Raw genomic sequence first — 24,545 nt, 5'->3', positions numbered from 1 at the left:
CTGGTACTATCTTCCGCCACTTCGTGGCCTCCTCCTTCCGACTGCGTGGAAGGAGGTCTCAAAGGAATACCCAACCTGACGGTTTGGTTTAATGAAAGGTCATTTTTCTTCCACAGGCAGGCTGCGGACGGCGAGCACACCAAGCCGCGGAAAGCGTGAAGCTCGTTCATAAATTTCTTATAAACTTTATTCTCCCTTTCATCCTTCCTTCTTTGCCTCATGATATACTTAATTTGAATCAGCATGTTAAGGAAGTGATTTACGGTGAACAAGAAGAAATTATCTCCGGCGGCCACCTTTATTCTGCTGTTTGGGATTGTCAGTCTGCTTTCAGATATGACCCATGAAGGCGCTTCCAGTATCCGGGGTGCTTATCTGACACTTCTGGGGGCTTCTGCCTCAACCATTGGATTTATTTCAGGGTTGGGGGAACTGGCGGGGTATTCCCTGCGCTTCGTTTTCGGCAGACTTGCTGACCGCACCAGGCAATACTGGCCGCTCTGCCTTGCCGGATATATCATCGATGTACTTGCCGTTCCCGCACTGGCCCTTGTAGGGGAGCACGGCTGGGTTGCGGCCTGCGCGCTGTTAATCATTCAGCGCACGGGCAAGGCTATCAAGAAACCATCCAAGGACACGATTATGTCTTTTGCGGCTACCCAGCTTGGAGAAGGTAAAAGCTTTGGCATCCAGGAACTGCTTGACCAGATCGGAGCATTTCTTGGTCCGGTGCTGCTCTATTTTTCTATGAGCTATAAAGCAGGCGCCGCCCCTTATGACAAGTATAGATTCTGCTTCGCTGTCCTGGCCATTCCCGGTGCACTGACACTGCTTTCTTTGTTCCTGACCAGACAAAAATTCCCGAATCCCGAAAACTTTGAGCCTGCGCCCAAGGAATACGTTCCTTTTACCATGAAAAAGCAGTTCATCTTTTACATTGCCGGCATCAGTCTCTTTGCTTTCGGATTCATTGACTACTCCCTGATCTTAATGCATGTAACTCGGACTTACACCGGTTTTGGTGCCGGGGCCGGAGCGCTGCTCCCGGATAATGACCTTCCGCTGCTGTATGCGGGTGCCATGCTGGTTGATGCGGTTGCCGCCTTATTTTTCGGATTTCTCTTTGACCGTAAAGGAACGCAGGCGCTCGTCTGGTCCACGCTTCTTTCTGCTCCTTTTGGCATCCTGATTTTCCTTTGCCATTCGCTTCCAGCCCTCTACGTGGGAATTGCCCTCTGGGGTGTCGGTATGGGAGCTCAGGAATCCATCCTGAAAGCAGCGGTCAGCAGGATTGTCCCAAAAGCCAGCCGGGCGACGGGGTATGGCATTTTTGAATTTTCCTTCGGAATTTTCTGGTTCCTCGGAAGCTGGGTTCTCGGCGCGCTCTATGATATCAGTCTGCCTCTCATGGCTGCGGTATCCGTCATTACCCAATTGGCAGCTATACCACTATATATTGCTTCAAAAGCTGCTTATGAGAAATGATGAAAGTCGTGCAGCCGGGAAAGCGGCTGTAAAAGGCGCCATCAAAAAATAAAAAGCGCTTTTGGCATGGCCTTCGGCAGAGTGGGTAGTGGCTAGTGTCTAGTGGCTAGTACATCCGTGCGGGCAGATTGTTTGGTAAAGCCCAAGGCAGATAGCCTGTAGCAGCTAGCCGCAGCGGAAAAGTGCTTCATAACGGCATTTGGCATGCAGTACATAGCTCCACCTGCAACAGAATGAAGCAGCATTTAACCAGTATAGAAGAAATAAAACCTAAATTTAGCAGTTACTCTAAATTTCAGGTTTTATTTTTATAAATTCAAAGAAAAATGCCTTAGTCATTTTTTTTCCACGGGCGACACGCGGTCAGCGACCTGCGACCAGCGACCAGCGTAAAAAAATAGGTTCTTCACGTTTTTTTCGGGAGTATACCTCTTACGGTCGGAATTGAGAGGTAGCGAATTAACGTGAAAAAGTACTCATCATCTCTGTATCCGTACGCTCTTCTTTTGGCCACTTTAATCTTGTTGTTGAAACCCTCAAGCTTCCCTGTGTTTATCGGGTACAGGGCATGGTTCACCAGTCCGTCTATCCTTGGCAGCTTAATCTTAGCAAACCTAACCAGGGCCGGAATCCCGCTGCCTAGTGCAGCTTTAAACCAGCGCTTCCATCCTGCAAGAGCCTTGTCATAGTCCCTTAATTCATAGAGGGCTATCATCTCTTCCTTCATGGAATAACATATTGCCAGATCCTCGTGCTCTGCAAAGATGGCCTGTAACGCTTCTTTGCTCTTAGGATTCAGCTTATCTTCATTGGTGAGTAACGGCCAGCGGACTTTCTTCAATGTGCGGTAGTTCTTCTTTTCCTCGGATATCCGCTCTTTTAAAACCGGCTTGTCTTCATTGCTTGCGTCTTTTAATGCTTCTTGCATGTCTCTGGCTTTATCCCTATGCATTCTGGCCTCATCAAGTCTTACTACACCTAATACTTCCTTCCCGAATTGAGCCTGCATGTGGTAACGATCATACACGACCTTAGCTTGCGGCAGATGTTCTTGTACCAGCTTGTTGTAGGAAGCGTTCATATCCATGGCGACTGCCTTGACCTCTGTCAGCTTCGTCTGATCATATTCCTTGAAGAAATGCTCGAAGTCAGCTATCGCCCGACCTCTGCCAACCCAGAGAATATAACCTGTCGCTAAATCCATGACGCAAGTGGCATAAGTGTGTCCCTTATGGATAGCAAACTCATCGATGGCCAGGAAACGGGGCCTGTAAGAGGTCAGCTCCAATTCCATTTCATATTTATCGAGAGATTCATCCATGAGCTGTTTGTGGACATAGCGAATCGTGCTCCAGTGAATTCCTGACATCTTAGCAATTGCATTGGCAGGGATTCCATTACGAAGCAGCGTCTCAATCCAAAGGGAAGCCCTCATGGTAATGCGAGTTCCGGGATATTTAAAGGGAGTAGGCTCAGTGATGGTTGCATGGCAGCAGGAGCAACGGAAGCGATGCCCTTCAAAGCGGATTATCCTGGTATGCTCAGGATACGCAGGGAAGCTTTTCAAGTAGGTGGAAAATGGCTCGTAAGAATACATTTTCTGACCACATTTAGGACAACAGAAGTCGGTATATTTCTTTTCACTGCAAATAACAATCTCCTGGCTGTCATCAAAAGGGTCTTCCGGCATGAAGACATTGTAAAAGACATCTTGACATTCTGCATTATTTTGAATAGTGTAATTAGTAAAGGACATTTTCTCCTCCCAAGGTATGGTTTCGACGATTATATTTTGGAGGAGTTAATGTCCTTTTTCAATAGTCAAATGTCTTTTAGTCCACAAATTTCCGTGAAGAACCAAAAAATAGGCTGTGAAGAAATGCGGCAGCATTCTTCACAGCCTATTTTTAACATTTACCAGTGGCATCCGCCATTATTCCATCCGTGGTGATAGCCTCTTCCGTAATTCCCACCATTGCCATTATTGCCGTTATAGTGATGATGATATCCGTTGCCGTAAGCACCGTCACAGTAAGCAGGACCATTCTGAGGGGGAACGGTGTTGTTGTCTTCCGCTGCTGCAATACCGAGGCGGCCCAGGGTAACGGTAAGAACGACAGCAGCCAGTGCCAGTAATTTTTTCATTTAAGTTTCCTCCTTTTCTGGGGCAGTATCAGTATATTCCCAGAGGTAAAATTTCTTTTGATATTTTTGCTTGGCTGTATTATATCAGATTTATTTCAAATAGGGAAGGGGGGTATATGAAAAAATAAATAAAAATTTGAAATATCTCTCCCACATTTCATAGTGCTGCATAATTTAACTATTTAAGAGATTCAATAACTATTGAAGAAATAAAACAAGAAAATAGCAGGGCCTTACGATTGACCGGAGAAAAAACGTCAATATACATATACGGGGTATACATACTAATTCTTTTGACAAATGGAACCTGTGGCAGAAGCACCGTTTTTTCTTCTAATTTATGACGGAAATGTGATATTTTTTAGTCTTATGGGTCTGTCTCTTTAAAAAAATGTAAAAATAGGATATAATATATCTACTTGTGAATATGAATCTAATCAGAGGAGGCATAGATCCCATGAAAAAAATACTTGCAGCTGTCGTCGCGGCAGGGCTTCTTCCTGTCTGTGTTGCCGGCGCTTCTCCAATGACAGATATTACGCCGGGTAAAGTTCAGATTGACGCAAACATAACCCTCGGTTCTTCTATCAAAGGAAAACGTGATGGTCATACGGTAGACTTCGACGGAGATACTCGTTATCGTGCGGGCGCTGCTGTCGGTATTGGGGATAATCTGGCTCTTGATTATGTCTATTCTGCTCATGAAGGCGATGATGACGCTTCCGTGCAGTCCCATCAGGTCAACTTGGTTTATCAGTTTAATCCGTATCTGTATGGCTTTGGCGGCTACGTTCGCAACCGTGCTGACCACCGTGATTATACGGATAATACCAATGGCTTCCAGGTTGGTGCCATCGGCCGTCTGCCTTTGACGGACAGATTGACGGGTTGGGGCAAGGTTGGCTACGGCAATACCATCACGCAGTATGAAGTAGGTATGGGCTATGCCATTACGGATAATTGGGAAGCAAACGTATCCTACAACGATAGCAAGTATAAAGACTTCAGCGGTGATACCGATGTGAAGACACACGGCGTCAACGTAGGTGTTTCCTATAAGTTCTAATTAAATAAGCCTCGCTATAGAGCTCTTCTGTGTGTCTTACTGGCGGCACACGGAAGGGCTCTTTTAATCAAAGGGACTGTGAAATAATGCATGTGCATCATTTCACAGTCCCTTTTACGCAGGTCGCTGGCCGCGGGTCGCCCGGGGAAGAAAAATTGCCTTTCGTTAAACCAAACCGTCAGGTTGGGAATTCCTTTGGGGTATCCTTCCACGCAGCCGGAAGGAGGGCCACGAAGTGGTGAAAGATAGTACCAATCTGCCGAAGGCCATGGCTAAATGCCATAAGTTATTTTTCTATGCCTCTAAAGCATAAAGCAGCATGAACAACAAGTATTGGATTAACCTCCCATAGCTTCATACAATTAGCATAGGAAAGATATTGTGCATCAGGAGGTATAGAGAAGTATGTTAGGAAATTTTTCCTATTATAACCCTACTAAATTATATTTTGGCGATGATGCCCTGGAGGGCCTGCGCCGTGAATTGTCCCATTATGGAAATCACGTACTGCTCGTGTACGGCGGCGGTTCCATCAAACAGAATGGCATCTATGACCAGGTGATGGATGTGCTGAAATCATGCGGAAAGACTGTCAGGGAAGTAGCAGGAGTTATGCCAAATCCGACTTATCCTAAACTGTTGGAAGGCATTGCCGCGGCTCGGGAATCTAATGCAGACTTGATTCTTGCCTGCGGCGGCGGATCCTGTTGTGACTTTGCGAAGGCAGTGGCCGCTGCGGCGGACTGCCCGGAAGACCCTTGGGAGAAATTCTTTGTGAAACAGGAAGAACCTTCTCCGCAGCAGCGCGTCATTCCGGTAGGCTGCGTGCTTACCATGGTTGGAACGGGCTCTGAAATGAATGCCGGTTCTGTGATTACGAATCCGGAAACGAAACTCAAGATTGGCAAGGTTTTTGCCGATGAACGTATATTCCCCAAGTTTTCCGTGCTGAATCCGAAGTTTACTTTCTCACTGCCGAAACGGCAGATGGCGGCCGGTATCTATGATATGTTCAATCATATCTGCGAGCAATATTTTTCCGGGTACGACGACAACACGTCCGATTATATTGCGGAAGGACTTATGCGGTCTGTGATTGCTTCTTCCAAGATTGCTGTGGAGCATCCCGATAATTATGAAGCTCGCAGCAATCTGATGTGGATTGCAACGTGGGCTCTCAATACGCTGATTGCGAAAGGCAAAACGACAGACTGGATGGTTCATATGCTCGGACAGGCAGTCGGAGCCTATACGAATGCAACGCACGGAATGACACTTTCCGCTGTATCTCTGGCTTACTATCGATTTCTGATGCCATTCGGGCTTTTTAAATTCAAGCGCTTTGCCGTGAATGTCTGGGGTGTGGAACCTGACGGTAAAAACGATGAAACAGTTGCCAAAGAAGGCCTGGAACATATGGAAGTCTGGATGCGGAATTTAGGAGTAGCCATGAATCTCGGCGAATTGGGTGTAACGAAAGAAATGATTCCCGGCATCGCCGATGCTACGTTCATCCTGAAAGGCGGCTATAAAGTCCTGACGCGGAAGGAAGTAGTTGAAATTTTGAAGAAGAGTCTGTAAGCAGATGGCTGCGGTAAGCGGGGAAGCTAAAAACGCATTTAAGGAATGACCGTTAGTTGTCAGATTGCCTTGCCTCCGGTAGTTTGGTTCGGCTTTTGGCCGGAATAAAACAAAAGTCGCTTTTGGAATCAGATTTGAATTTCAGGACCTGTTTTTATTAATTCAGGGAACCGGAGAAGAAACCGAGTCCTTTACCTGGAGAAGCCCCATCAATATTGGCATGGGGATATACATTTCCGCCATCGGCATTTATCTTGCCGATATTCTTCTGCCCTATGTTCTCTCAGAATTTATCTACATGGTGGGGACGATGTCTCTGGCCATGATGCTTTCAGGCTCGTTTCTTCTCGGCATGAGCTGGAGGGGATGCTCAATGTGTGCATGGCGGCATCACCGTTCTGAAAATGCTCGTACTTCCCATTGCCGTCGTGACCATGACAATCGTTACGATTGCCGTAGGATTGAAAGAAGGAAAGCTGCCCGCATCACCGTCAGTGCAGGAAGGAGCAAGGCAGTAGGCGGCGAGATGCAGCGAGGTTCAATACGCTTGGATTGATGTAGAAATCAAGTAAGAATTTTTGAGGTGATTGCATTGGAATACAAAACGTTATCGAATGGGATCGCGATGCCTTTGATTGGATTTGGCACTTATCAAATTTCGCCGGAACATTGCAGACAGGTGATACAGGATGCTATTACAGTGGGCTATCGGGCCATTGATACAGCCCAGTCCTATGCCAACGAAAAGGAAATCGGAGAGGCGTTGGCCGCTTCGCCGGTAGACCGGCACGAGCTCTTCCTCACTTCGAAAATCTGGGTACACAATGCAGGGTATGAGAAGACGAAGAAGTCCATCGACCGCTCCCTGGAAAAACTTCAGACCGACTATCTCGACCTCATGCTCATCCACCAGCCTTTCGGCGATTATTACGGAAGCTGGCGGGCTATGGAGGAAGCCTACCGGGAGGGGAAGCTCCGCGCCATCGGTGTGTCGAATTTCTATCCGGACCGGCTTGTGGACTTCTGTCACTACGTGGAGATTAAACCTATGGTCAATCAGGTGGAGACCCACGTGTTTTTCCAACAGCAGGAAGCCCATGCCTTTATGAACCGGTACAACGTCACCCATGAGGCTTGGGCGCCCTTTGCAGAGGGGAAAAATCATCTATTCACGCAGCCATTGCTCACATCCATTGGCAATCGATACGGAAAAACGGCAGCACAGGTCGCCCTGCGTTTTCTGGTTCAGCAGGGAATTGTTCTTGTAGTCAAATCCACTCATAAAGACCGGATGGAACAAAATATGCAGATTTTTGATTTCAGCCTTTCTCACGAGGAAATGGAAGCCATTCGCGGGCTTGATAGGGGAAAGAGCCTGTTTTTTTCTCACACCGACGGGAAAACAGTTGAGTCGCTTCTCGACCTCAAGCGATACGAGGGAAAGATTGATCGAATCCTATGAGGGAAAAATGGCGTGGCGCCCGGATATCGAAATCTACGACAACGCCCCCTTCTTCATGGCTGATTGCAACAGCAGGCAGATTGTCAATCTCCTGGCAGACTAGTTTCATGAGCAGGGGCATAAGCTCGTGCAATTTTGTGAGAGGTGAATGAAATGCATAAAACAATTGCTGCCATCCTCATGGCACTTTGTCTTTCTTTTTCCCTCACATCCACTGTGGCAGCGAAACGCGATTGCGCCGATGTGGAGGTCATTCGGGACGGGATTCATTTTGCAGAAAGTGTATTTCCCTGGGATGGGGGTATATTCATCAGCAACTACGAATCTGATAACCTTACTCCGCGTCCTGATGAAAACAAGGGCAATGTCCTTTATGAAAAGGATGGCGTAACAAAGACGGTGATACCCGCTGCCGGTGAACTTCATAAACCTCTGGGACTGTTCACGCGTGACGGCGTAGAGCTTTTCGTCTGCGATACCGACACCATCAAGCAATTTGATCTCCGTTATCCTGAGAAAAAGCCTAAGGTCATTTCCTTTGAACAGGGGGATAGTGTCAACGCCATGACCTATGATGGCCGCTATCTCTACGTTTCCGTTACCAACAATGACCTTATATACCGCATCGATCTCACAAAAGAAAAACGCTTGCCGGAAAAGTGGATTCGTGTTCCCGGACCAAATGGAATGGCGACGGACGGTAGGACCTTATACGTGGTCTCGATTCCTCACGACTTTGCTACACCGATGGAGGAAAACGTAGTTTACCGCATCCGGGATATGCATTCTTCCTCGCCGAAGCTTGAGAAGATTAGCAGCGTTTCAGGTCTTTATGATGGGGCCGCCCTCTCTCCGGATGGAAAGGTTCTCTACGTTTCCGACTGGAAGAGCTCATCTGTCACAGCCATCGACCTCAAGACGGGAAGCCGCCATGTGCTATATCGGGATACTCCCATGGGGCCGGCGGATATTGCCCAAGGGGACGGAATCCTTTACATCCCCGACTTGATACACCACAGCATTATTGCCATGAAACTCTACTGGTGAGTAGAACTTCCGGTGGGGCATAAGGTAAGGTGTTGTGAAAAAATAAAAAAGGCGCTTTTGACTTTTGGTCTATGGCATTTAGCCTCGTTTGCAGCAGTATGGTAAGGCTTTTGATTCGAATAAAAAATAAAACCTGAAATTTAGCAGATAACCTAAATTTCAGGTTTTATTTTATGAGTTCGCAGCAAAATGCCTTGGTCATTTTGCTTCCACAGGCGGACTGCGGAAAGCGTAAAAAAGGGCTGTGAAATATGCGTGTGCATTATTTCACAGCCCCTTTTGAATTTTGACTGGTGCGATTGGCGCGAGTCGAACGCGCGACCCTCTGCTTAGGAGGCAGATGCTCTATCCAACTGAGCTACAACCGCACAACGCATATATTATAACAGATAATTTACATGGTGACAAAATAACGTTTAAAGCTGATTATTTTTTAGGCTCCAGCGTTTGTGTGACTTTGGCAGCCCACACGGCCTGGTATACTTTGTCAAGGGGCGTACCGGCTTCGATCGTCGTCCATTCTTCCTCTTTAGCACGCCAACGATCCGTGATGGTGTTGTCCGCCGTCACGGAAAGTTTCATGATGGGCGCCATGCGGTGATCCTGGGAGAAAAGGGCCAGAGTCAGTTTGTAGGATTTATCAGGCATCATTTCCCGGTACCCGGCCACACGGCCCGTTCCGCGCTGCATAATGACAGAACGATCAAGTTCCCACGTGTGTCCGGCCTCAGCCGTGTTGACGAGCTGCCAGTCGGGATCCGGTGTATCCAACGTATCCGATTCCTGGGCGTGGAGCGTGCCCGGCATGATGAGCAGTGCACAGGCAAAAAGAATGGCGGCTAACTTTTTCAGCATGGGGACTCTCCTTTATCTTACAAGGTAAGAAGCAACGATTTCTGCTTCATACATGATGTGACGGTCAGGCTTTCCTTCTTTAAAAGGAGGATACCATTTTTGATCAGCCGCATCGAGATTCTTGAGATCCTGAAGCTGCCGGAACAAAACCTTGCATTCCAGCGTCAGCGGCAGTTCCTTAATGGCGGGAGCATTTACCTTTTCACCGGGTACCGTGGTCAGGTGCAGTGCCTCGATCTTATCAATGTCACGGCCGGACTGGCTGCCACAGACTTTGATGATTTGCGGGTCAACAGCGCTGACAGGAATGTTGACCGTGAATTCACCGGTGGCATCGAGCAGTTCTTTGGTAAAGCGGCTTTCCCGGATGTAAGCGGTAAATACGGGTTTACCCCAGTCTACGCCGATAGCACCCCAGCCAATCACCATGGAGTTTACTTTCTCGCCCTTTTTCGTCGTTAATAAAATTCCTTTCGGCAGCGCTTTTACCAGAGCTTCTGCACAGGAATAAGGTTCCATTTTTTCTTTTGTCATACTCTTTTCCTCCTTTAGAAATAAATCACAGGATACTGCTATTATATCAAAATTGAAGATAAAAGCTAAGGGAGAAAGAATTCTCCGCTCGCAGGCCATAGCCTCTCCATCCGATATAATCTGCTGCTCTTGGGCCTTGCCCGGACAATCGCCCGCACGGGTATACGATTCACTCATCGCTGACCAATTCTTTTACGTCCCCACACGTAAGGCTGGATGTCTACATACTTTATTATCCTCATGATATAATAAAACCACATATACTGTGTAGAAATGGGGAGAAGTCGTTGTGAAAGATACACGGGAAAAGGAACTGAAACTATTATCCGCACCGAGGGCACGGGCACGTTTTTTCAGCCTCCCTCTCATTAAAGATAAAATCCTTGCAGGCAGCCGGAAGACGCTGCATCTGGAAAATGCGTACTATGATACACCGGATCAGGCCTTTGCCAGGGCAGGACTTGCTTATCGGGTCCGCTGCACGAACGCAAAAGTTTTTGAATGTACCGTCAAGACCCGGGGTAAGGCGGTCGGCGGGTTTACCGACCGGGGTGAGTATACGCAGGCACTTCCTTCTGCGGAACCGGTTTTCGAAGGGTTCGGGGCAGAAATTGATGCGGCTTTAAAGTCCCTTACGGCGTCCGGCGCTCCCACGCCTTTCTGCAAGGTAGCGTTTACGCGCAAAATTGCCCTGCTGCAAATTTCCCGTCAAACCGTTGTAGAAGCGGCTATTGATGATGGAACAATTTCGGCCGGAAATCGGGAGGAAACCATCGGGGAACTCGAACTGGAGCTTAAAAAGGGATCGGAACGCGACTTGATGCGTTTTACGGCGCAGCTTGCACAGGAGATTCCGCTTTATCCGGAAAAGCGAAGCAAACTGAAGCGCGCTCTCGACCTCATGAGCCGCGTTCCTTTGCAGGAGCAAACCGCACTTCCTCTGGTTCCGGGGGATGAAGATGCCTTCACAGCCTGGCGCCTTATTACAGAAAGCCGCCTCGACCGTACGCTTGCTGCCCTGACTGCATGCTGGCAGCATTCTTCGGCAGCTGTTACCGATGTTTATGAGGCGTTTCGTGAAGTGGCTGCTCTTTGGGAATGGGGGACGTCGGTGCTTTCTCAGAGAGCTTATGCGGAAGGCAAGGCACTGCTGACGGACGCGCTTCAGGGACTGGCGGCACTTAGTCATCCCCAGGATGGGGCACGGTATATGAAGAAACTCAGCCGTACCTATACTGTCCGGGCCCTGGAAGAGGCTTGGAAACGTAAGGCGCTGGCCGCGGAAAAGGATTGGCAGCGTGCTATTTCGAAAGGCACCCTTGCCGCTGTGGTATGGAAACTCTGGCAGCTGTCGGAGTCACGGAAAGCGCGCCTTGACAGCACGCTGACGGCTGAATGGCTCTGCGCGGAGACGATGCCTCTCGCGGCAGGCGTGGCTCCCGGTGTCGCTGCTTCCGTCCCCCGCATTTCATCACTGCGGCTTCTGGGTCAGATTCTCTTTATGGAGCAGCTTTCCAAGAATCTGGATGAACGTTTTTGCAGACGGGGCAGGAAATATCTTAAGGAAATATCACGGTGGGAACGCATCCAGCAGCTTCGGGATACGGCCCTTGTCATCAGCCGCCGCGAAAAAGGCCGGAACGCGGGGGTGCAGGCCCTCGTCTTTTTCGGCTATGTGATTCCTTACGCGGAAGACGCCCGTAATAAGGCCAATAAGCAGAGCGAAAAGCTGGAGTCATTGTGCAAAAAAGCGGCTAAAAACACCGCAAAAGAAAAATAAAAAAATAAAAGTCAAAAAATCAAAAATAGTATTTGACATTTTGACTTTTGAAGGGTACAATAAAACCCGGGAAGTGAAATAGACTTCCCGGGTGTTTATTATCCAGTAAGGAAATTCCAGTAGGTTCTGGTTCGTATTCAGTACCTGCCAAAAATCATGGTCAGCAGCATGAGGACGTGTGGTATGGTGTATAAAAAGAGAAGAACCAGGATCATACCAAGGATGGCGATGATGATGTGCAGCTTCCGGCTGAACCGATGGATGATGACTTCCGTATTGAGCAGGCCGTAGCACCGCTCCAGTACGCGAAGCTTGGTGTTGATGTTTTCCCTCCAGACATCGGCATGCAACAGGCCCATGTAACGGGCATAGACCCGGGCGTTGAATACGTCTTCGGTGACCTGCAGGGCGTTGTCGACGTTGCTGGTGAGAATACTCATATCCGCCATGACTTCCATCAGGTTGGCTCTGATTTGGCGGAATGCCTTGAGGCGGCTTGGACCGCCGGGGGCGTTGGCGTTATCGATTTCGTCGTACGTCCGGTCAATCGCCTTACGCAAAGCGTCGTCGTAATACCTCAGTTCCAGGAACTGGGCATTGGCAAACTCGAGCAGATCCGGCAGATCTGTGCTGCCGCTCTTGTCGTAGAGCAGCGCCGTGTCCCAGGTCAGGTAAACGATGTCGCCGGTGCTGTAGGAAAAATAATTGGCCATGACATCGCGCCGTGTTTCCTCGCTGAGCGGGGTCTTGTCCTTCATCATGATGGGCGGGAAATCCCAATCAGGCAGCGGGTCACGGAAGTAATACACGACAAAATCCTCGTCAAAATCCGAAATCCTCATCTTGGAGCAGGCCGGACGAATCGTATCGGTCACTGCCTCGATATATTCCCGGATAACATCTTCGGGAAGGGTGTCGACGGCGATGGCAAGATCCGTGAAATCTGCCTCCGTGATTTCTTCAGGCAGCTCAATATGGAAAATCAGACTTACGACGCCGATGTCGAAAATCCGCGCATTGATCGTCGCGGTATATTCTTTTCCGGCAAAGGTCATATCGTGAGTTCCCAGTTCCACGAGTACCGGGGGATTTTGGATGGAAATGGATTCGGGCGCACTATTATCGAAGCGCAGGCGCGACGCAATCTTATTGCGGGCCGCCCAGAGCGCTTCAACCATCTTCAGATTGATTTCATCAGCCACGTCAAAAAGGTGGTAAAGAATGATGGAAGAATGCATAAAGTCCTCCTTGTACAGTCAAAAGGCATACAACATCTGATGACTACAATTCGACAAGGAGCGGGGATTTCCTTCCTACTGTTGCAATAAAATTACAGAAAGACCTTTTTGGAGGTGTTTATGATGCAAGCAGAACGTTTTAGTGATGAGGTAAAAAGTTTGATGGAGGCTGCTCAGCAGCAGGCTATCATGAACTATAACCAGCAGGTAGGCTGTCTGCACCTGCTGTCGGCCATGAACAGCCAGCCGGACAACTTTCTTCATTTTGTATTAAAGAATGTCCATGCCGATGAAAACCAGTTCAGTTCCGATTTGGATCATCAGCTGAAAGAGATTCCGTCCGTCAAAGGAACGGATCAATTAAGTATTACGACGGGTCTGGCACGTGCCATTGCCCTTGCGGAAAAGGCCGCCGGCCAGAACGAAATCACAGGGGCTCATTTGCTCGCCGCCTTGTGTGAAGACGGCGACAGTGAAGCTGTTTCCCTTTGCAGGAAGTACGGTATCACCCGTTCGGCAATCCGCAGTTTGGTTGATAAATACCAGGGCGGCCAGGATGCCGAACAGAACAAAAAGACCCTTGAAAAATACGGTCAGGATTTGACTTTAAAGGCTAAAAAAGGTGCCCTGGATCCGGTCATCGGCCGTGATGACGAAATCCGCCGGACCATTGAAATCCTGTCCCGCCGTAAGAAGAACAACCCTGTCCTCATTGGTGAACCGGGCGTCGGCAAGACGGCTATTGTCGAAGGACTGGCACGCCGTATTGTGGCCGGCGATGTACCGGAATCCTTGAAGAACAAGACCCTCTATGCCCTTGACCTTGCTTCCCTCGTAGCCGGTGCCAAGTACAGAGGCGAATTTGAAGAGCGCTTGAAGAAAGTGCTGAAGATTGTTTCCGATTCGGCCGGTCAGATCATCATGTTCATCGATGAACTGCATACGGTTGTCGGAGCCGGTGCTTCCGAAGGTTCCATGGATGCCGGCAATATTCTGAAGCCGATGCTGGCCCGCGGGGAACTGCGCTGCATTGGTGCAACGACCATCAATGAATATCGTAAGTATATTGAAAAAGACAGTGCTCTGGAACGCCGTTTCCAGCCTGTACTGGTTAAGGAACCGAGCGTGGAAGATACCATTTCCATCCTGCGTGGCCTGAAGGAACGTTATGAAGTCCATCATGGCGTCCGTATCAAGGATTCGGCTCTTGTGGCAGCTGCTACGCTCTCGAACCGTTATATCAGTGAACGGTTCCTGCCGGATAAAGCCATCGACCTTGTCGATGAAGCTGCGGCTCGCCTGAGAACAGAAATCGACTCCATGCCGACCGAACTGGATGAAAGCCGCCGCCGGATGCTGCAGCTCCAGATTGAAGAGCAGGCTCTGTCCAAGGAAGACGATAAACAGTCTGCCGATCGTCTGGCAAAGATCAAGGAAGAACTGGCCAAGATGAAGACCGAAAACGATGCCCTGATGAAACGCTGGCAGGAAGAAAAAGCCGGTATTGCCAAGGTGCGTCAGGTCAAGAAGGAAATTGACCAGGTCAAGAAGGAAATGGAACAGGCCGAGCATGATTATGACCTGAACAAACTGGCCGAACTAAAATATGGCCGTCTGCCGAACCTGCAGAAAGAACTGCAGAAGCTCGAAGATGAAGAACATTCCGAGAACCGGCTGCTCAAGGAAGAGGTCGATGAAGACGATATCGCCAAGGTGGTCAGCACCTGGACCGGTATTCCTGTAAATCGTCTGATGGAAGGCGAAAAGAAGAAACTGGCTCATTTGGATGAAATCCTTCATCAGCGTGTCATCGGTCAGGATGAAGCCGTTAAGGCTGTATCCGAGGCTGTGGTACGTGCTCGTGCCGGTATCAAGGATCCGAACAAACCCATTGGCTCCTTCATTTTCCTCGGACCTACGGGCGTCGGCAAGACGGAATTGGCTAAGGCTCTTGCGGAAGTACTCTTTAACAGCGAAAAGAGCATTATCCGTATTGATATGAGTGAATACATGGAAAAACATACGGTGGCCCGTCTGATTGGTGCGCCTCCTGGATATGTCGGTTATGAAGAAGGCGGCCAGCTGACTGAAGCCGTGCGCCGTCATCCGTATTCCGTCATCCTCTTCGATGAAATCGAAAAGGCTCATCCGGATATCTTCAACGTGCTGCTGCAGGTTCTGGATGATGGCCGTCTGACGGATGGTCAGGGCCGGGTTGTGGACTTTAAGAATACGCTCATTATCATGACGAGTAACCTCGGGTCCAAGGAAATTATGGAACATAACGGAGAAATCAGTCACGAAGAAGTACGCCGTCTGCTGATTAATTCGTCCTTCCGTCCGGAATTCCTGAACCGTGTCGATGATATTGTTGTCTTCAAACCGCTGGGCGAAGTACAGATCAAGAGCATTGTGAAACTCATTCTGAAACAGCTGAGCGACAGACTCCATAACCAGATGGAACTTACGCTGACTGCTTCCGATGAAGCCGTGGATTATCTGGCACGCACCGGTTTCGATCCGGCCTTCGGTGCCCGTCCTCTGAAGAGACTGATTGTCCATACCGTGGAAACGGTGGTCAGCCAGAAGATTGTACAGGGCGAAATCAAGAGCGGCGATACGCTTGAGATTGTACTGAAAAACGGCAAGATTGATGTCGTGGCAAAGTAATTCCTTTGTGGAATTCATTTAAAAAACCGCATATTTACCGCCTGCATTCCGGGATGCAGGCGGCTTTTTTTGAAAGGTACATAAACACAATGATTATTCATTGTGGTCATGTACCTTTTCTTCTGTCACCTCCTTCCACGGAGTCGGAAGGAGGTGGGGCCACGAAGTGGCGGAGGATAGCCTGCTGCAATCCGTAGCTTTTCACGGTAGCCTGAATTTCTGCTCCTGTTTTATTCCTTCCCTGCAAAATTGCCGCAGCAATTTTGGTTCTTCACGTTTTTTTCGGGAGTATACCTCTTACGGTCGGAATTGAGAGGTAGCGAATTAACGTGAAAAAGTACTCATCATCTCTGTATCCGTACGCTCTTCTTTTGGCCACTTTAATCTTGTTGTTGAAACCCTCAAGCTTCCCTGTGTTTATCGGGTACAGGGCATGGTTCACCAGACCGTCTATCCTTGGCAGCTTAATCTTAGCAAACCTAACCAGGGCCGGAATCCCGCTGCCTAGTGCAGCTTTAAACTAGCGCTTCCATCCTGCAAGAGCCTTGTCATAGTCCCTTAATTCATAGAGGGCTACCATCTCTTCCTTCATGGAATAACATATTGCCAGATCCTCGTGCTCTGCAAAGATGGCCTGCAACGCTTCTTTGCTCTTAGGATTCAGCCTATCTTCATTGGTGAGTAACGGCCAGCGGACTTTCTTCAATGTGCGGTAGTTCTTCTTTTCCTCGGATATCCGCTCTTTCAAAGCCGGCTTGTCTTCAGCACTTGCGTCTTTTAATGCTTCTTGCATGTCGTTGGCTTTATCCCTATGCATTCTGGCCTCATCAAGTCTTACTACACCTAATACTTCCTTCCCAAATTGAGCCTGCATGTGGTAACGATCATACACGACCTTAGCTTGCGGCAGATGTTCTTGTACCAGCTTGTTGTAGGAAGCGTTCATGTCCATGGCGACTGCCTTGACCTCTGTCAGCTTTGTCTGATCATATTCCTTGAAGAAATGCTCGAAGTCAGCTATCGCCCGACCTCTGCCGACCCAGAGAATATAACCTGTCGCTAAATCCATGACGCAAGTGGCATAGGTGTGTCCCTTATGGATAGCAAACTCATCGATGGCCAGGAAACGGGGCTTGTAAGAGGTCAGCTCCAATTCCATTTCATATTTATCGAGAGATTCATCCATGAGCTGTTTGTGGACATAGCGAATCGTGCTCCAGTGAATTCCTGACATCTTAGCAATTGCATTGGCAGGGATTCCATTACGAAGCAGCGTCTCAATCCAAAGGGAAGCCCTCATGGTAATGCGAGTTCCGGGATATTTAAAAGGAATAGGTTCAGTGATCGTTGCATGGCAGCAGGAGCAACGGAAACGATGCCCTTCAAAGCGGATCATCCTGGTATGCTCAGGATACGCAGGGAAGCTTTTCAAGTAGGTGGAAAATGGTTCGTAGGAATACATTTTCTGACCGCATTTGGGACAACGGAAGTCGGTATATTTCTTTTCACTGCAAACAACTATTTCCTGGCTGTCATCAAAAGGGTCTTCTGGCATGAAGACATTGTAAAAGACATCTTGACATTCTGCATTATTTTGAATAGTGTAATTAGTAAAGGACATTTTCTCCTCCCAAGGTATGGTTTCGTCGCTTATATTTTGGAGGAGTTAATGTCCTTTTTCAATAGTCAAATGTCTTTTAGTCCACAAATTTCCGTGAAGAACCGCAATTTTGCTTCTTCCAGAGCGACCAGCGGCCAGCGACATGCGACCAGCGGCTTTTCCCACTTTCACGTTGAAAGAAACTTGTATTCGTTGTAGAATAAGACGAATATAGAAGATTTTTCAAGGAGGATTCTCATGAAAAAGATATTGGCTGTGCTGACTCTGTTTGTTTGCCTTTTTGCCGTGCCGTTTACGGTAAGCGCGGAAAGAAATGGGGCAAAAGCACAAGGATTTGCCTACAACAAACTGAAAGTCGTTTATCTGAAGACGCTTGTAAAGCAGGACAGTGATTTTGTGAAACAGAATCCGTCCTTTACGCGGGACGATGATGCGGTTCGTCTGACTTACATTAATCTTAAAAAGTCTCTGAAAGATGAGGGCGTGGATCTTTACAACAACCCCGTCATGCTGCCGGATAAATACCTGCGCCGTACCGTTACGATGCAGACCATCGTCAATTACGCCGGCACAGTGCCGCTTTCCGGAGAAGAAGCTGCCAAGGCTGTGGAAGATAAGAGAGATCCGGTTGAATCTCTGGTGTCCCTGACTTTCTTTGTCACGAAAAATGATGAGCCGCTTTACCGCATGGTAGATACGCGCAGCAGCAAGGATAAGAGCGTCGGCGACTTGATTGAAGAAATGACCGATCAGGTAGCAGATGAGCTGACGACTAAAAACATGAAACTGAAGGATGTAAAATAAGGAAAGCCGAAATACCTTCGTGGGAAGCACATCCTGCGAAGGTACTTTTTTTCACACTATTGTTCATCACTTCCGGATGCTGCCAAAAGGGGGCATTATCAGGGCAGTTACTGCTCTTCCTCCCCTTAAAACTTGGCGGACGGGAGTTTTGACTACTCCTTGCTCTATGCATTATAATCTAAAGAAATACAGACTTAGAACGGGGCTAAGCTGCTGAGGGAGGTATTTGTATGCCAATTCCGCTGGTTGTGTGGGCAGCGGCCGGTGTCGGTGCTGCCGGACTGAAGATGTATATGAATGCGAATAGTCCTGAAGCTGTCGTCAAGGCAGCTACGGATCGATATAATGAAGAGCGCTTTAAGTTCTACAAGAGGATGGAAAAACTGCTCCCGCTTGTGGAAGAACTGGGCGCGGCCAAGCTGACCACCTGGCTCTGCTATGAGAAGGCTTTTAATCTGTTTGGTTCGATTGAAAACCTGCCTGGTCATTTTACGTATAAGAGCCATAAGAATCTTCATATGCTGCCGCAGACGCTTCGCAAACTGAAGAAAGTCGTGGCTGTAGTGAAGGAGATTTACGCCAAGCATCTGGATAAAGAAGGGACGGGGATGCTGACCATCCTGGCCCTGCAGGGCGGTGCCGCGAGCGACTACAGTCAGGCTGCCATGGAAGAGGGCGAGTCGCGCCTCATCATGGAACAAATCATGGATCAGCCGCTTTATACGACGGAAGTCGGTCCCATCGATGAAGAACAGGTACTGAGCGCTGTTATGAATTTTCCGAAGGTGCTGCCGGAAGGGTATTTCAAAGGGAAACACGGTAAGAAGAAAATCACTCGGACGGAAGCTAAACGGTTTAAATCCAAAACAGACAGGCAGTCCCTGCTCCTGGCCGAGGCTGAAGGCCGCGCCGAACGCCTGCAGAATGTTGTGACGCACGTGCTGACGTATATCAAGGCGCTTAAAAAGGCTCACAGAGAGCAGCGTGAGTTCCTGGAAAATGTGGTAAAGACGAAACAAGATTATGAGCAGTTTACCCTTGAGGAGAAAGACCGCCTCAATTATATGGTTGCCATTGGCTTTGTACTGCGCGAACTGACGCGCAAAGATATTGTTATTAAAAATGGCAGTCTGGCAGTCATCAACTCATCCGGTCTGAGGGAAGTATTTGCCAAGGCCAGCGATTTGATGCCGCAGGAAGCATTGCCATATCAAGGATAAGGAGGAGTTTTTATGATCAGCACAAAAGGTTTCAAAGCGTATGATATCCGTGGAGTTGTCCCGACAGAGGTCAACGCCGAGCTGGCCTACGCCCTGGGCCGTGCTCTTGTCGTATTCCTGAAAGCAAAACATATCGTAGTCGGTCATGATATCCGTCTCAGCGGACCGGAACTGACGGAAGCAGCTGTACGCGGTTTCTGCGATGCCGGTGCCGATGTATCCGATCTGGGACAGTGCGGTACGGAAATGATGTACTTTGCTACGGCACATCTTAAGGCTGACGGCGGCATGATGATTACGGCAAGCCATAACCCGGCCGATTACAATGGTATGAAGCTGGTGCGTACCGGTGCGCGCCCGATTTCTGCAGACACGGGCCTGAAGGAACTGGCCGCAATGGTTTCCGATCCTGATTTCGAGAGCAAGTATCCGAAAGCGGCTAAGAAGGGAACGTGCAAGTCCGTCAACATCGTGCCGGATTATATCAAGCACCTGCTTGGCTATATTGATATCTCTGCCATTAAACCGCTGAACATCGTGGCAAACCCGGGTAACGGCGGAGCCGGCCCTATTGTCAAGGAACTGGCTTCTCATCTGCCGTGCCATTTTACCTTTATCAATGCAGAACCGGACGGACACTTCCCGAACGGGGTACCGAATCCGCTGCTGCCGAATAACCGTGCGGCAACGTCCGAAGCCGTCAAGAAGTACCACGCCGATCTCGGCATCGCGTGGGACGGTGACTTTGACCGCTGCTTCTTCTTTGACGAGAATGGCCGGTTCATCGAAGGCTATTATCTGGTAGGTCTTTTTGCCCAATATTTCCTGAAACGGAATCCGGGCTGCAAGATCCTTTATGATCCGCGCCTTACCTGGAATACGGAAGAAATCATTGCAAAGAACGGCGGACAGCCGGTTCGCTGCAAGAGCGGCCATGCCTTCATCAAGGAACGCATGCGTAAGGATGGCGTAGTGTACGGCGGTGAAATGAGTGCCCATCACTATTTTGCCGACTTCTCCTACTGCGACAGCGGTATGATTCCCTGGCTGCTGATGATTTCCCTGCTGTCCACTTCCGGTATGACTCTTTCCGAAATGGTGGATGCCCGCATCCGGGAATATCCGTGCAGCGGCGAAATCAACCGCAAGGTGGCAGACGCCGATGCCGTTATTGAAAAATTGGCAAAACATTTTTCCACGGGCATCCAGGATCGTCTGGACGGACTCAGTGTGGTTTATGACGAATGGCGCTTCAATATCCGGAAGTCCAATACGGAACCGGTGGTTCGTCTGAATGTTGAAACCCGCGGTGACCGCGAACTGCTTGAACAAAAAACAAAGGAACTCCTGGATTTGATTCAGGGAGAAGAAGCCTGAGGAGGAATTACTGAATGAACGTATTGGTGACGGGCGGCGCCGGTTATATCGGCTCCCATGTGGTGGAAGACCTGGCCAGGAGCGGTTACAAGCCCATCGTCTTTGATAATTTTAGTACGGGTCACGCTGATGCTGTGCCGGAAACGGTGCAGCTGATTGAAGGGGATATCCATGATGTCCCCTTCCTGAAGCACATTATGGGGGAATACGAAATCGATGCGGTGCTGCATTTTGCCGCGAGCTCCCAGGTGGGTGAATCCATGGTGAATCCGGCCAAATATTATTACAACAACGTCGGAGGTACTCTGGGCCTCATTGAAGCTATGCGTGTCAGCGGTGTCGAAAATATTGTCTTTTCGTCTACGGCCGCCGTCTATGGTGAACCTTCTTCCGTGCCGATTACGGAGGATATGCCCCTGCATCCGACGAATGTCTACGGCCGGACCAAGCTGATGATTGAAAAAATGCTTTCCGATTACAGCATGGCCTACCATATGCGCTATGTGGCGCTGCGGTATTTTAACGCAGCCGGTGCTTCCCTTATGGGAAATATCGGGGAGGATCATCGCCCCGAAACGCACCTCATTCCGCTGACCATCCAGGCTGCACTGGGACAGCGGGAAGCTATCTCCATCTTCGGAACCGACTATGATACGCCGGACGGTACCTGCCTCAGGGATTACATCCATGTCAAGGATCTGGCTTCTGCCCATCTGCTGGCACTGGATCATCTGGCAAACGGCGGGGACAGCCGCGTCTATAACCTGGGTACGAAGAATGGTTTTTCCGTACGGGAAATCATCGATACGGTCAAGAAAGTAACAGGCCGTGATTTCATGGTCAAGGAAGAAAAACGGCGTGCCGGCGATCCGGCTAAGCTCATCGCTTCTTCCGATAAAATTATGAAGGAACTCCATTGGGAGCCCAAGCACAGCACAATCGAGGAAATTGTTTCCACGGCATGGCGCTGGCACAGCGGTCATCCCCATGGATATGACGAGTAATGGATATTCTGGTTACAGTAGACGGTCTGGCGAAAAGCTTTGGCAGTCATGATATTTTCCATAATGTGAGTTTTACCATCCGGCAGGGCGAGAAAGTGGGCCTTGTCGGTGTGAACGGCAGCGGCAAGACGACGCTCATGCGCTGCCTGATGAATCCGTCCTTTGCCGATAAGGGCACCATTCAATTTGCCGGAGAGCTTCGCGTCGGATATGTGCAGCAGGGATTTGAGGATTTTCATGAAGAAACTATCCGTGAATTCATGCAGCGTTCCTGTCCGGATATTCTGCGCCTGAGGCAGCAGATGCAGGAACTCGAGGCAGCCGGCGGTACAGCAAAGGGTGATGAGCTGAAGGACGTACTGGCTAAGTACAGCCGGGTAGAAGCCCGGTATGCTCACCTGGACGGATACCACTATGAAGCGAATATTAAAAAGGTCCTGATTGGTCTGGGGTACCCGGAAAATACGTGGGACTGGCGGGCGGACAACTTGTCGGGCGGTCAGAAGACGCGCCTGATGCTTGCTTCCGCGCTGGTAAATTCCCCGGACCTTCTGGTCCTTGACGAACCGACGAACCACCTCGATATTGTTATGTCGGAATGGCTGGAAAAATATCTGCGCCAGTTCCGCGGCGGTGTGCTCGTCATTTCACATGACCGCGCCTTTTTGGATGCGGTCGTGGATAGTATCCTTGAAATGGAAGGCGGCACGCTGCACCGTTTCAAGGGTAATTATTCCCGTTATCTGGAGCAGAAGGATATTCAGATCCTTTCCCAGGAGCGGGCCTACGAGGCCCAGCAGGATTATATCCGCCGGACCGAAGCCTATATCCGTCGTTTCAAGGCGGGCATCAAGAGCAAAATGGCCCGGGGACGGCAGTCCCAATTGGACCGCCTGGAGCGCATCGACGCCCCTGTTAAGGAAGAAACCTTCGAACTGCGCCTGCCTCATGCGGCTGAATCGGCTGAAAAGGTCATTATGCTGGAGCACCTGGATGTAGGATTTCCGGAACGTTTGCTCTTACAAGATGTGAATCTGGTGCTGCGTCGGGGCGAAAAATGCGCTGTTATCGGGCCGAACGGCAGCGGGAAATCAACGCTGCTCAAGACCATCCTGCAGGAAATTCCGCCCCTTCACGGCGAAGCCAAAGTCGGCAACCGGGTGAAGATCGGCTATTTCTCACAGAGCTACGAACGCCTGAAGCCGGAGCAGACCATCATGGAAAACTTCCTGACCGAGTACGGGCTGACGGACGAAGAAACGCGCCGGCTGCTCGGCAGTATGATGTTCCACGGCGAAGATGTATTTAAGACGATTGGTTCTCTCTCGGGCGGCCAGAAAGCACGGCTCGTGCTTTTAAAGCTCGTTATGGACGGGGCCAATTGTCTGCTTCTTGATGAACCGACGAACCATTTGGATATCGCAGCCAAGGAAGCTGTGGAAGCAGCACTTGAAACCTTTGACGGCACGGTGCTGCTCGTCACGCACGACCGCTATCTGGTCAATGAAGTAGCAGAGCGGATCTGGGCCGTGGAAGGCGGCACGCTGGTCAATTACGCCGGCAATTATGCCTTTTACCTGGAAGAGCGCGATAAGCGCCGGGAGAGGGAAAGTATGACATCTCAGCCGGCACCGAAGAAAAAGGAAAAGGCTTCGGAGAAGATTCCGGAAAAGGCGCCGGAACCCGTTAAAAAGCAGGTTCCCAAAGAGGAAAAGCAGCAGGAAGCCCCTAAAAAACGTTACAGCCCTGCCGAGGCAGAAAAAATGCTGCCTGATGTGGAACTGAAAATCCGTGAGTATGAGGCACTGCAGAAGGTGCTGAGCACGCAGATTGCAGATCCGGAAAACCAGGCCGACCTTTCTAAAAGCAGGGAGCTTGCCAAAGAGTACGAAGACCAGCAGAAAATTCTCGACGACCTTATGGATAAATGGGAAGCCCTCATGGAGGCATTGGAATAATGGATATCGAAACATTGCTTACAGCCTTGCAGCAGTACCACAGCGACAAGGCTTTTAATCCGTGGGCAGATTACGATCCTTCCTGCGATATCGGGCCGGAGGCACCGGTCATCCGGGCTGCTAATCTGAAACGGTATCTGTCGCTGCGTACAAAAGCAAAGTATCTGTTCATCGCCGAAGGCCTTGGGTACCAGGGCGGTCATTTTTCCGGTATGGCCATGACAAGTGAACGGATTTTGCTGGGGTACCATCCTACCGTGCGGCCTGAAGTGGTGCTCGGGGAGGATTGGGATTACCGGCGGACCAGCAATCCGGAGTCTCCGCTTTTAAACCGGATGCAGCGGGAAAGGGGTTTTAACGAACCGACCGCAACGGTTATGTGGGGAGAACTGGCCGCACAGGGTCTGGCTCCTTTTCAGACGATTCTGTGGAATATCTTCCCCTTTCATCCTTATAAAGGGGATTCCCTGCTGACCAATCGGACGCCGGTTCCGGCCGAACTGGATGAAGGTATCGTTTTTGCCCGCATGCTGCTCGAACTTGTTCCGGGCATGCAGGTGATTGCCATCGGACGCAAAAGCGAAGGGACGCTCCAGAAGTACGGCGTCCCCTGCACGGCTGTGCCGCATCCTTCGATGGGCGGGGCAGCCCGGTTCCGGGAAGCCGTGAACCGGATTTTTGCAGAGAAATAAGTGAGG

19 protein-coding genes, 1 tRNA gene and 1 pseudogene are annotated in these 24,545 nt (G+C 49.5%); 14 read left to right on the top strand and 7 right to left on the bottom strand.

Going from position 1 to position 24,545, the window contains the following annotated elements:
* The first annotated feature begins 264 nt into the window (after positions 1–264).
* Positions 265–1,485 carry an MFS transporter gene (locus LKE33_02450; protein ID MCH3949787.1) on the top strand — a complete coding sequence of 407 codons (1,221 nt, stop codon included), beginning with the start codon at positions 265–267 and terminating at the stop codon, positions 1,483–1,485.
* Between the two features lie 406 nt (positions 1,486–1,891).
* Here the strand turns inward: LKE33_02450 and LKE33_02445 are convergent, their stop codons facing one another.
* Positions 1,892–3,241 carry an ISL3 family transposase gene (locus tag LKE33_02445; GenBank protein MCH3949786.1) on the bottom strand — a complete coding sequence of 450 codons (1,350 nt, stop codon included), beginning with the start codon at positions 3,239–3,241 and terminating at the stop codon, positions 1,892–1,894.
* 158 nt (positions 3,242–3,399) lie between these two features.
* Complete coding sequence (locus LKE33_02440; protein MCH3949785.1) at positions 3,400–3,630, bottom strand: hypothetical protein; 231 nt, start codon at positions 3,628–3,630, stop codon at positions 3,400–3,402.
* Between the two features lie 457 nt (positions 3,631–4,087).
* Here LKE33_02440 and LKE33_02435 point away from each other — a divergent pair, with 457 nt between their 5' ends.
* The 5 genes from LKE33_02435 (at position 4,088) to LKE33_02415 (ending at position 8,786) form a co-directional block, all read left to right on the top strand.
* On the top strand, positions 4,088–4,696 hold the full coding sequence (locus LKE33_02435) for a porin family protein (protein MCH3949784.1): 609 nt from the start codon (positions 4,088–4,090) through the stop codon (positions 4,694–4,696).
* 405 nt (positions 4,697–5,101) lie between these two features.
* Positions 5,102–6,277: an iron-containing alcohol dehydrogenase gene (locus LKE33_02430; GenBank protein ID MCH3949783.1), complete on the top strand. Its 1,176-nt coding sequence runs from the start codon at positions 5,102–5,104 to the stop codon at positions 6,275–6,277.
* Between the two features lie 377 nt (positions 6,278–6,654).
* Positions 6,655–6,795, top strand: a complete 141-nt coding sequence (locus tag LKE33_02425; protein MCH3949782.1) for a hypothetical protein — start codon at positions 6,655–6,657, stop codon at positions 6,793–6,795.
* A gap of 107 nt (positions 6,796–6,902) precedes the next feature.
* Complete coding sequence (locus tag LKE33_02420) at positions 6,903–7,739, top strand: aldo/keto reductase (GenBank protein ID MCH3949781.1); 837 nt, start codon at positions 6,903–6,905, stop codon at positions 7,737–7,739.
* A 153-nt stretch (positions 7,740–7,892) separates the two neighbouring features.
* Positions 7,893–8,786, top strand: a complete 894-nt coding sequence (locus tag LKE33_02415; protein MCH3949780.1) for a hypothetical protein — start codon at positions 7,893–7,895, stop codon at positions 8,784–8,786.
* Positions 8,787–9,077: 291 nt separating this feature from the next.
* Here the strand turns inward: LKE33_02415 and LKE33_02410 are convergent.
* The 3 genes from LKE33_02410 to LKE33_02400 all read right to left on the bottom strand — a co-directional run bounded on the left by LKE33_02410 (position 9,078) and on the right by LKE33_02400 (position 10,175).
* Positions 9,078–9,154, bottom strand: a tRNA-Arg gene (locus LKE33_02410).
* Between the two features lie 58 nt (positions 9,155–9,212).
* Positions 9,213–9,641 (bottom strand): hypothetical protein, encoded by a 429-nt coding sequence (locus LKE33_02405; protein ID MCH3949779.1) that lies wholly within the window; start codon positions 9,639–9,641, stop codon positions 9,213–9,215.
* A gap of 12 nt (positions 9,642–9,653) precedes the next feature.
* The gene (locus LKE33_02400) at positions 9,654–10,175 is read right to left on the bottom strand and encodes a flavin reductase family protein (protein MCH3949778.1); all 522 of its coding nucleotides are present in this window, start codon (positions 10,173–10,175) and stop codon (positions 9,654–9,656) included.
* Between the two features lie 289 nt (positions 10,176–10,464).
* On the opposite strand from LKE33_02400, the gene LKE33_02395 reads away from it, so the two are divergent.
* Complete coding sequence (locus tag LKE33_02395; GenBank protein ID MCH3949777.1) at positions 10,465–11,955, top strand: CYTH domain-containing protein; 1,491 nt, start codon at positions 10,465–10,467, stop codon at positions 11,953–11,955.
* A 137-nt stretch (positions 11,956–12,092) separates the two neighbouring features.
* Here LKE33_02395 and LKE33_02390 read toward each other — a convergent pair whose 3' ends face one another.
* On the bottom strand, positions 12,093–13,193 hold the full coding sequence (locus LKE33_02390; protein ID MCH3949776.1) for a hypothetical protein: 1,101 nt from the start codon (positions 13,191–13,193) through the stop codon (positions 12,093–12,095).
* Positions 13,194–13,316: 123 nt separating this feature from the next.
* Here LKE33_02390 and clpB point away from each other — a divergent pair, with 123 nt between their 5' ends.
* Positions 13,317–15,863 (top strand): ATP-dependent chaperone ClpB, encoded by a 2,547-nt coding sequence (clpB, locus tag LKE33_02385; GenBank protein MCH3949775.1) that lies wholly within the window; start codon positions 13,317–13,319, stop codon positions 15,861–15,863.
* Between the two features lie 271 nt (positions 15,864–16,134).
* Here the strand turns inward: clpB and LKE33_02380 are convergent.
* Positions 16,135–17,325, bottom strand: a pseudogene (locus tag LKE33_02380) (ISL3 family transposase).
* Between the two features lie 396 nt (positions 17,326–17,721).
* On the opposite strand from LKE33_02380, the gene LKE33_02375 reads away from it, so the two are divergent.
* The 6 genes from LKE33_02375 (at position 17,722) to LKE33_02350 (ending at position 24,539) form a co-directional block, all read left to right on the top strand.
* On the top strand, positions 17,722–18,288 hold the full coding sequence (locus LKE33_02375; GenBank protein MCH3949774.1) for a hypothetical protein: 567 nt from the start codon (positions 17,722–17,724) through the stop codon (positions 18,286–18,288).
* 230 nt (positions 18,289–18,518) lie between these two features.
* Positions 18,519–19,508, top strand: a complete 990-nt coding sequence (locus tag LKE33_02370) for a hypothetical protein (GenBank protein ID MCH3949773.1) — start codon at positions 18,519–18,521, stop codon at positions 19,506–19,508.
* Positions 19,509–19,520: 12 nt separating this feature from the next.
* Positions 19,521–20,885: a phosphomannomutase gene (locus tag LKE33_02365; GenBank protein ID MCH3949772.1), complete on the top strand. Its 1,365-nt coding sequence runs from the start codon at positions 19,521–19,523 to the stop codon at positions 20,883–20,885.
* Between the two features lie 14 nt (positions 20,886–20,899).
* Positions 20,900–21,889, top strand: coding sequence for a UDP-glucose 4-epimerase GalE (gene galE / locus LKE33_02360; GenBank protein ID MCH3949771.1), 990 nt, complete (start codon positions 20,900–20,902; stop codon positions 21,887–21,889).
* The gene (locus LKE33_02355) at positions 21,889–23,847 is read left to right on the top strand and encodes an ATP-binding cassette domain-containing protein (protein ID MCH3949770.1); all 1,959 of its coding nucleotides are present in this window, start codon (positions 21,889–21,891) and stop codon (positions 23,845–23,847) included. The genes galE and LKE33_02355 overlap by 1 nt, the downstream gene beginning before the upstream one ends.
* Positions 23,847–24,539 carry a uracil-DNA glycosylase gene (locus LKE33_02350; GenBank protein ID MCH3949769.1) on the top strand — a complete coding sequence of 231 codons (693 nt, stop codon included), beginning with the start codon at positions 23,847–23,849 and terminating at the stop codon, positions 24,537–24,539. Before LKE33_02355 ends, LKE33_02350 begins: the two co-directional genes overlap by 1 nt.
* Positions 24,540–24,545 lie beyond the last annotated feature (6 nt).

This window comes from Acidaminococcus sp., from assembly GCA_022482815.1.
Taxonomy (GTDB): Bacteria; Bacillota; Negativicutes; order Acidaminococcales; family Acidaminococcaceae; genus Acidaminococcus.
The sequence above is the reverse complement of the archived record's forward strand: the minus strand, read 5'-3'. Positions and strand labels throughout refer to the sequence as shown.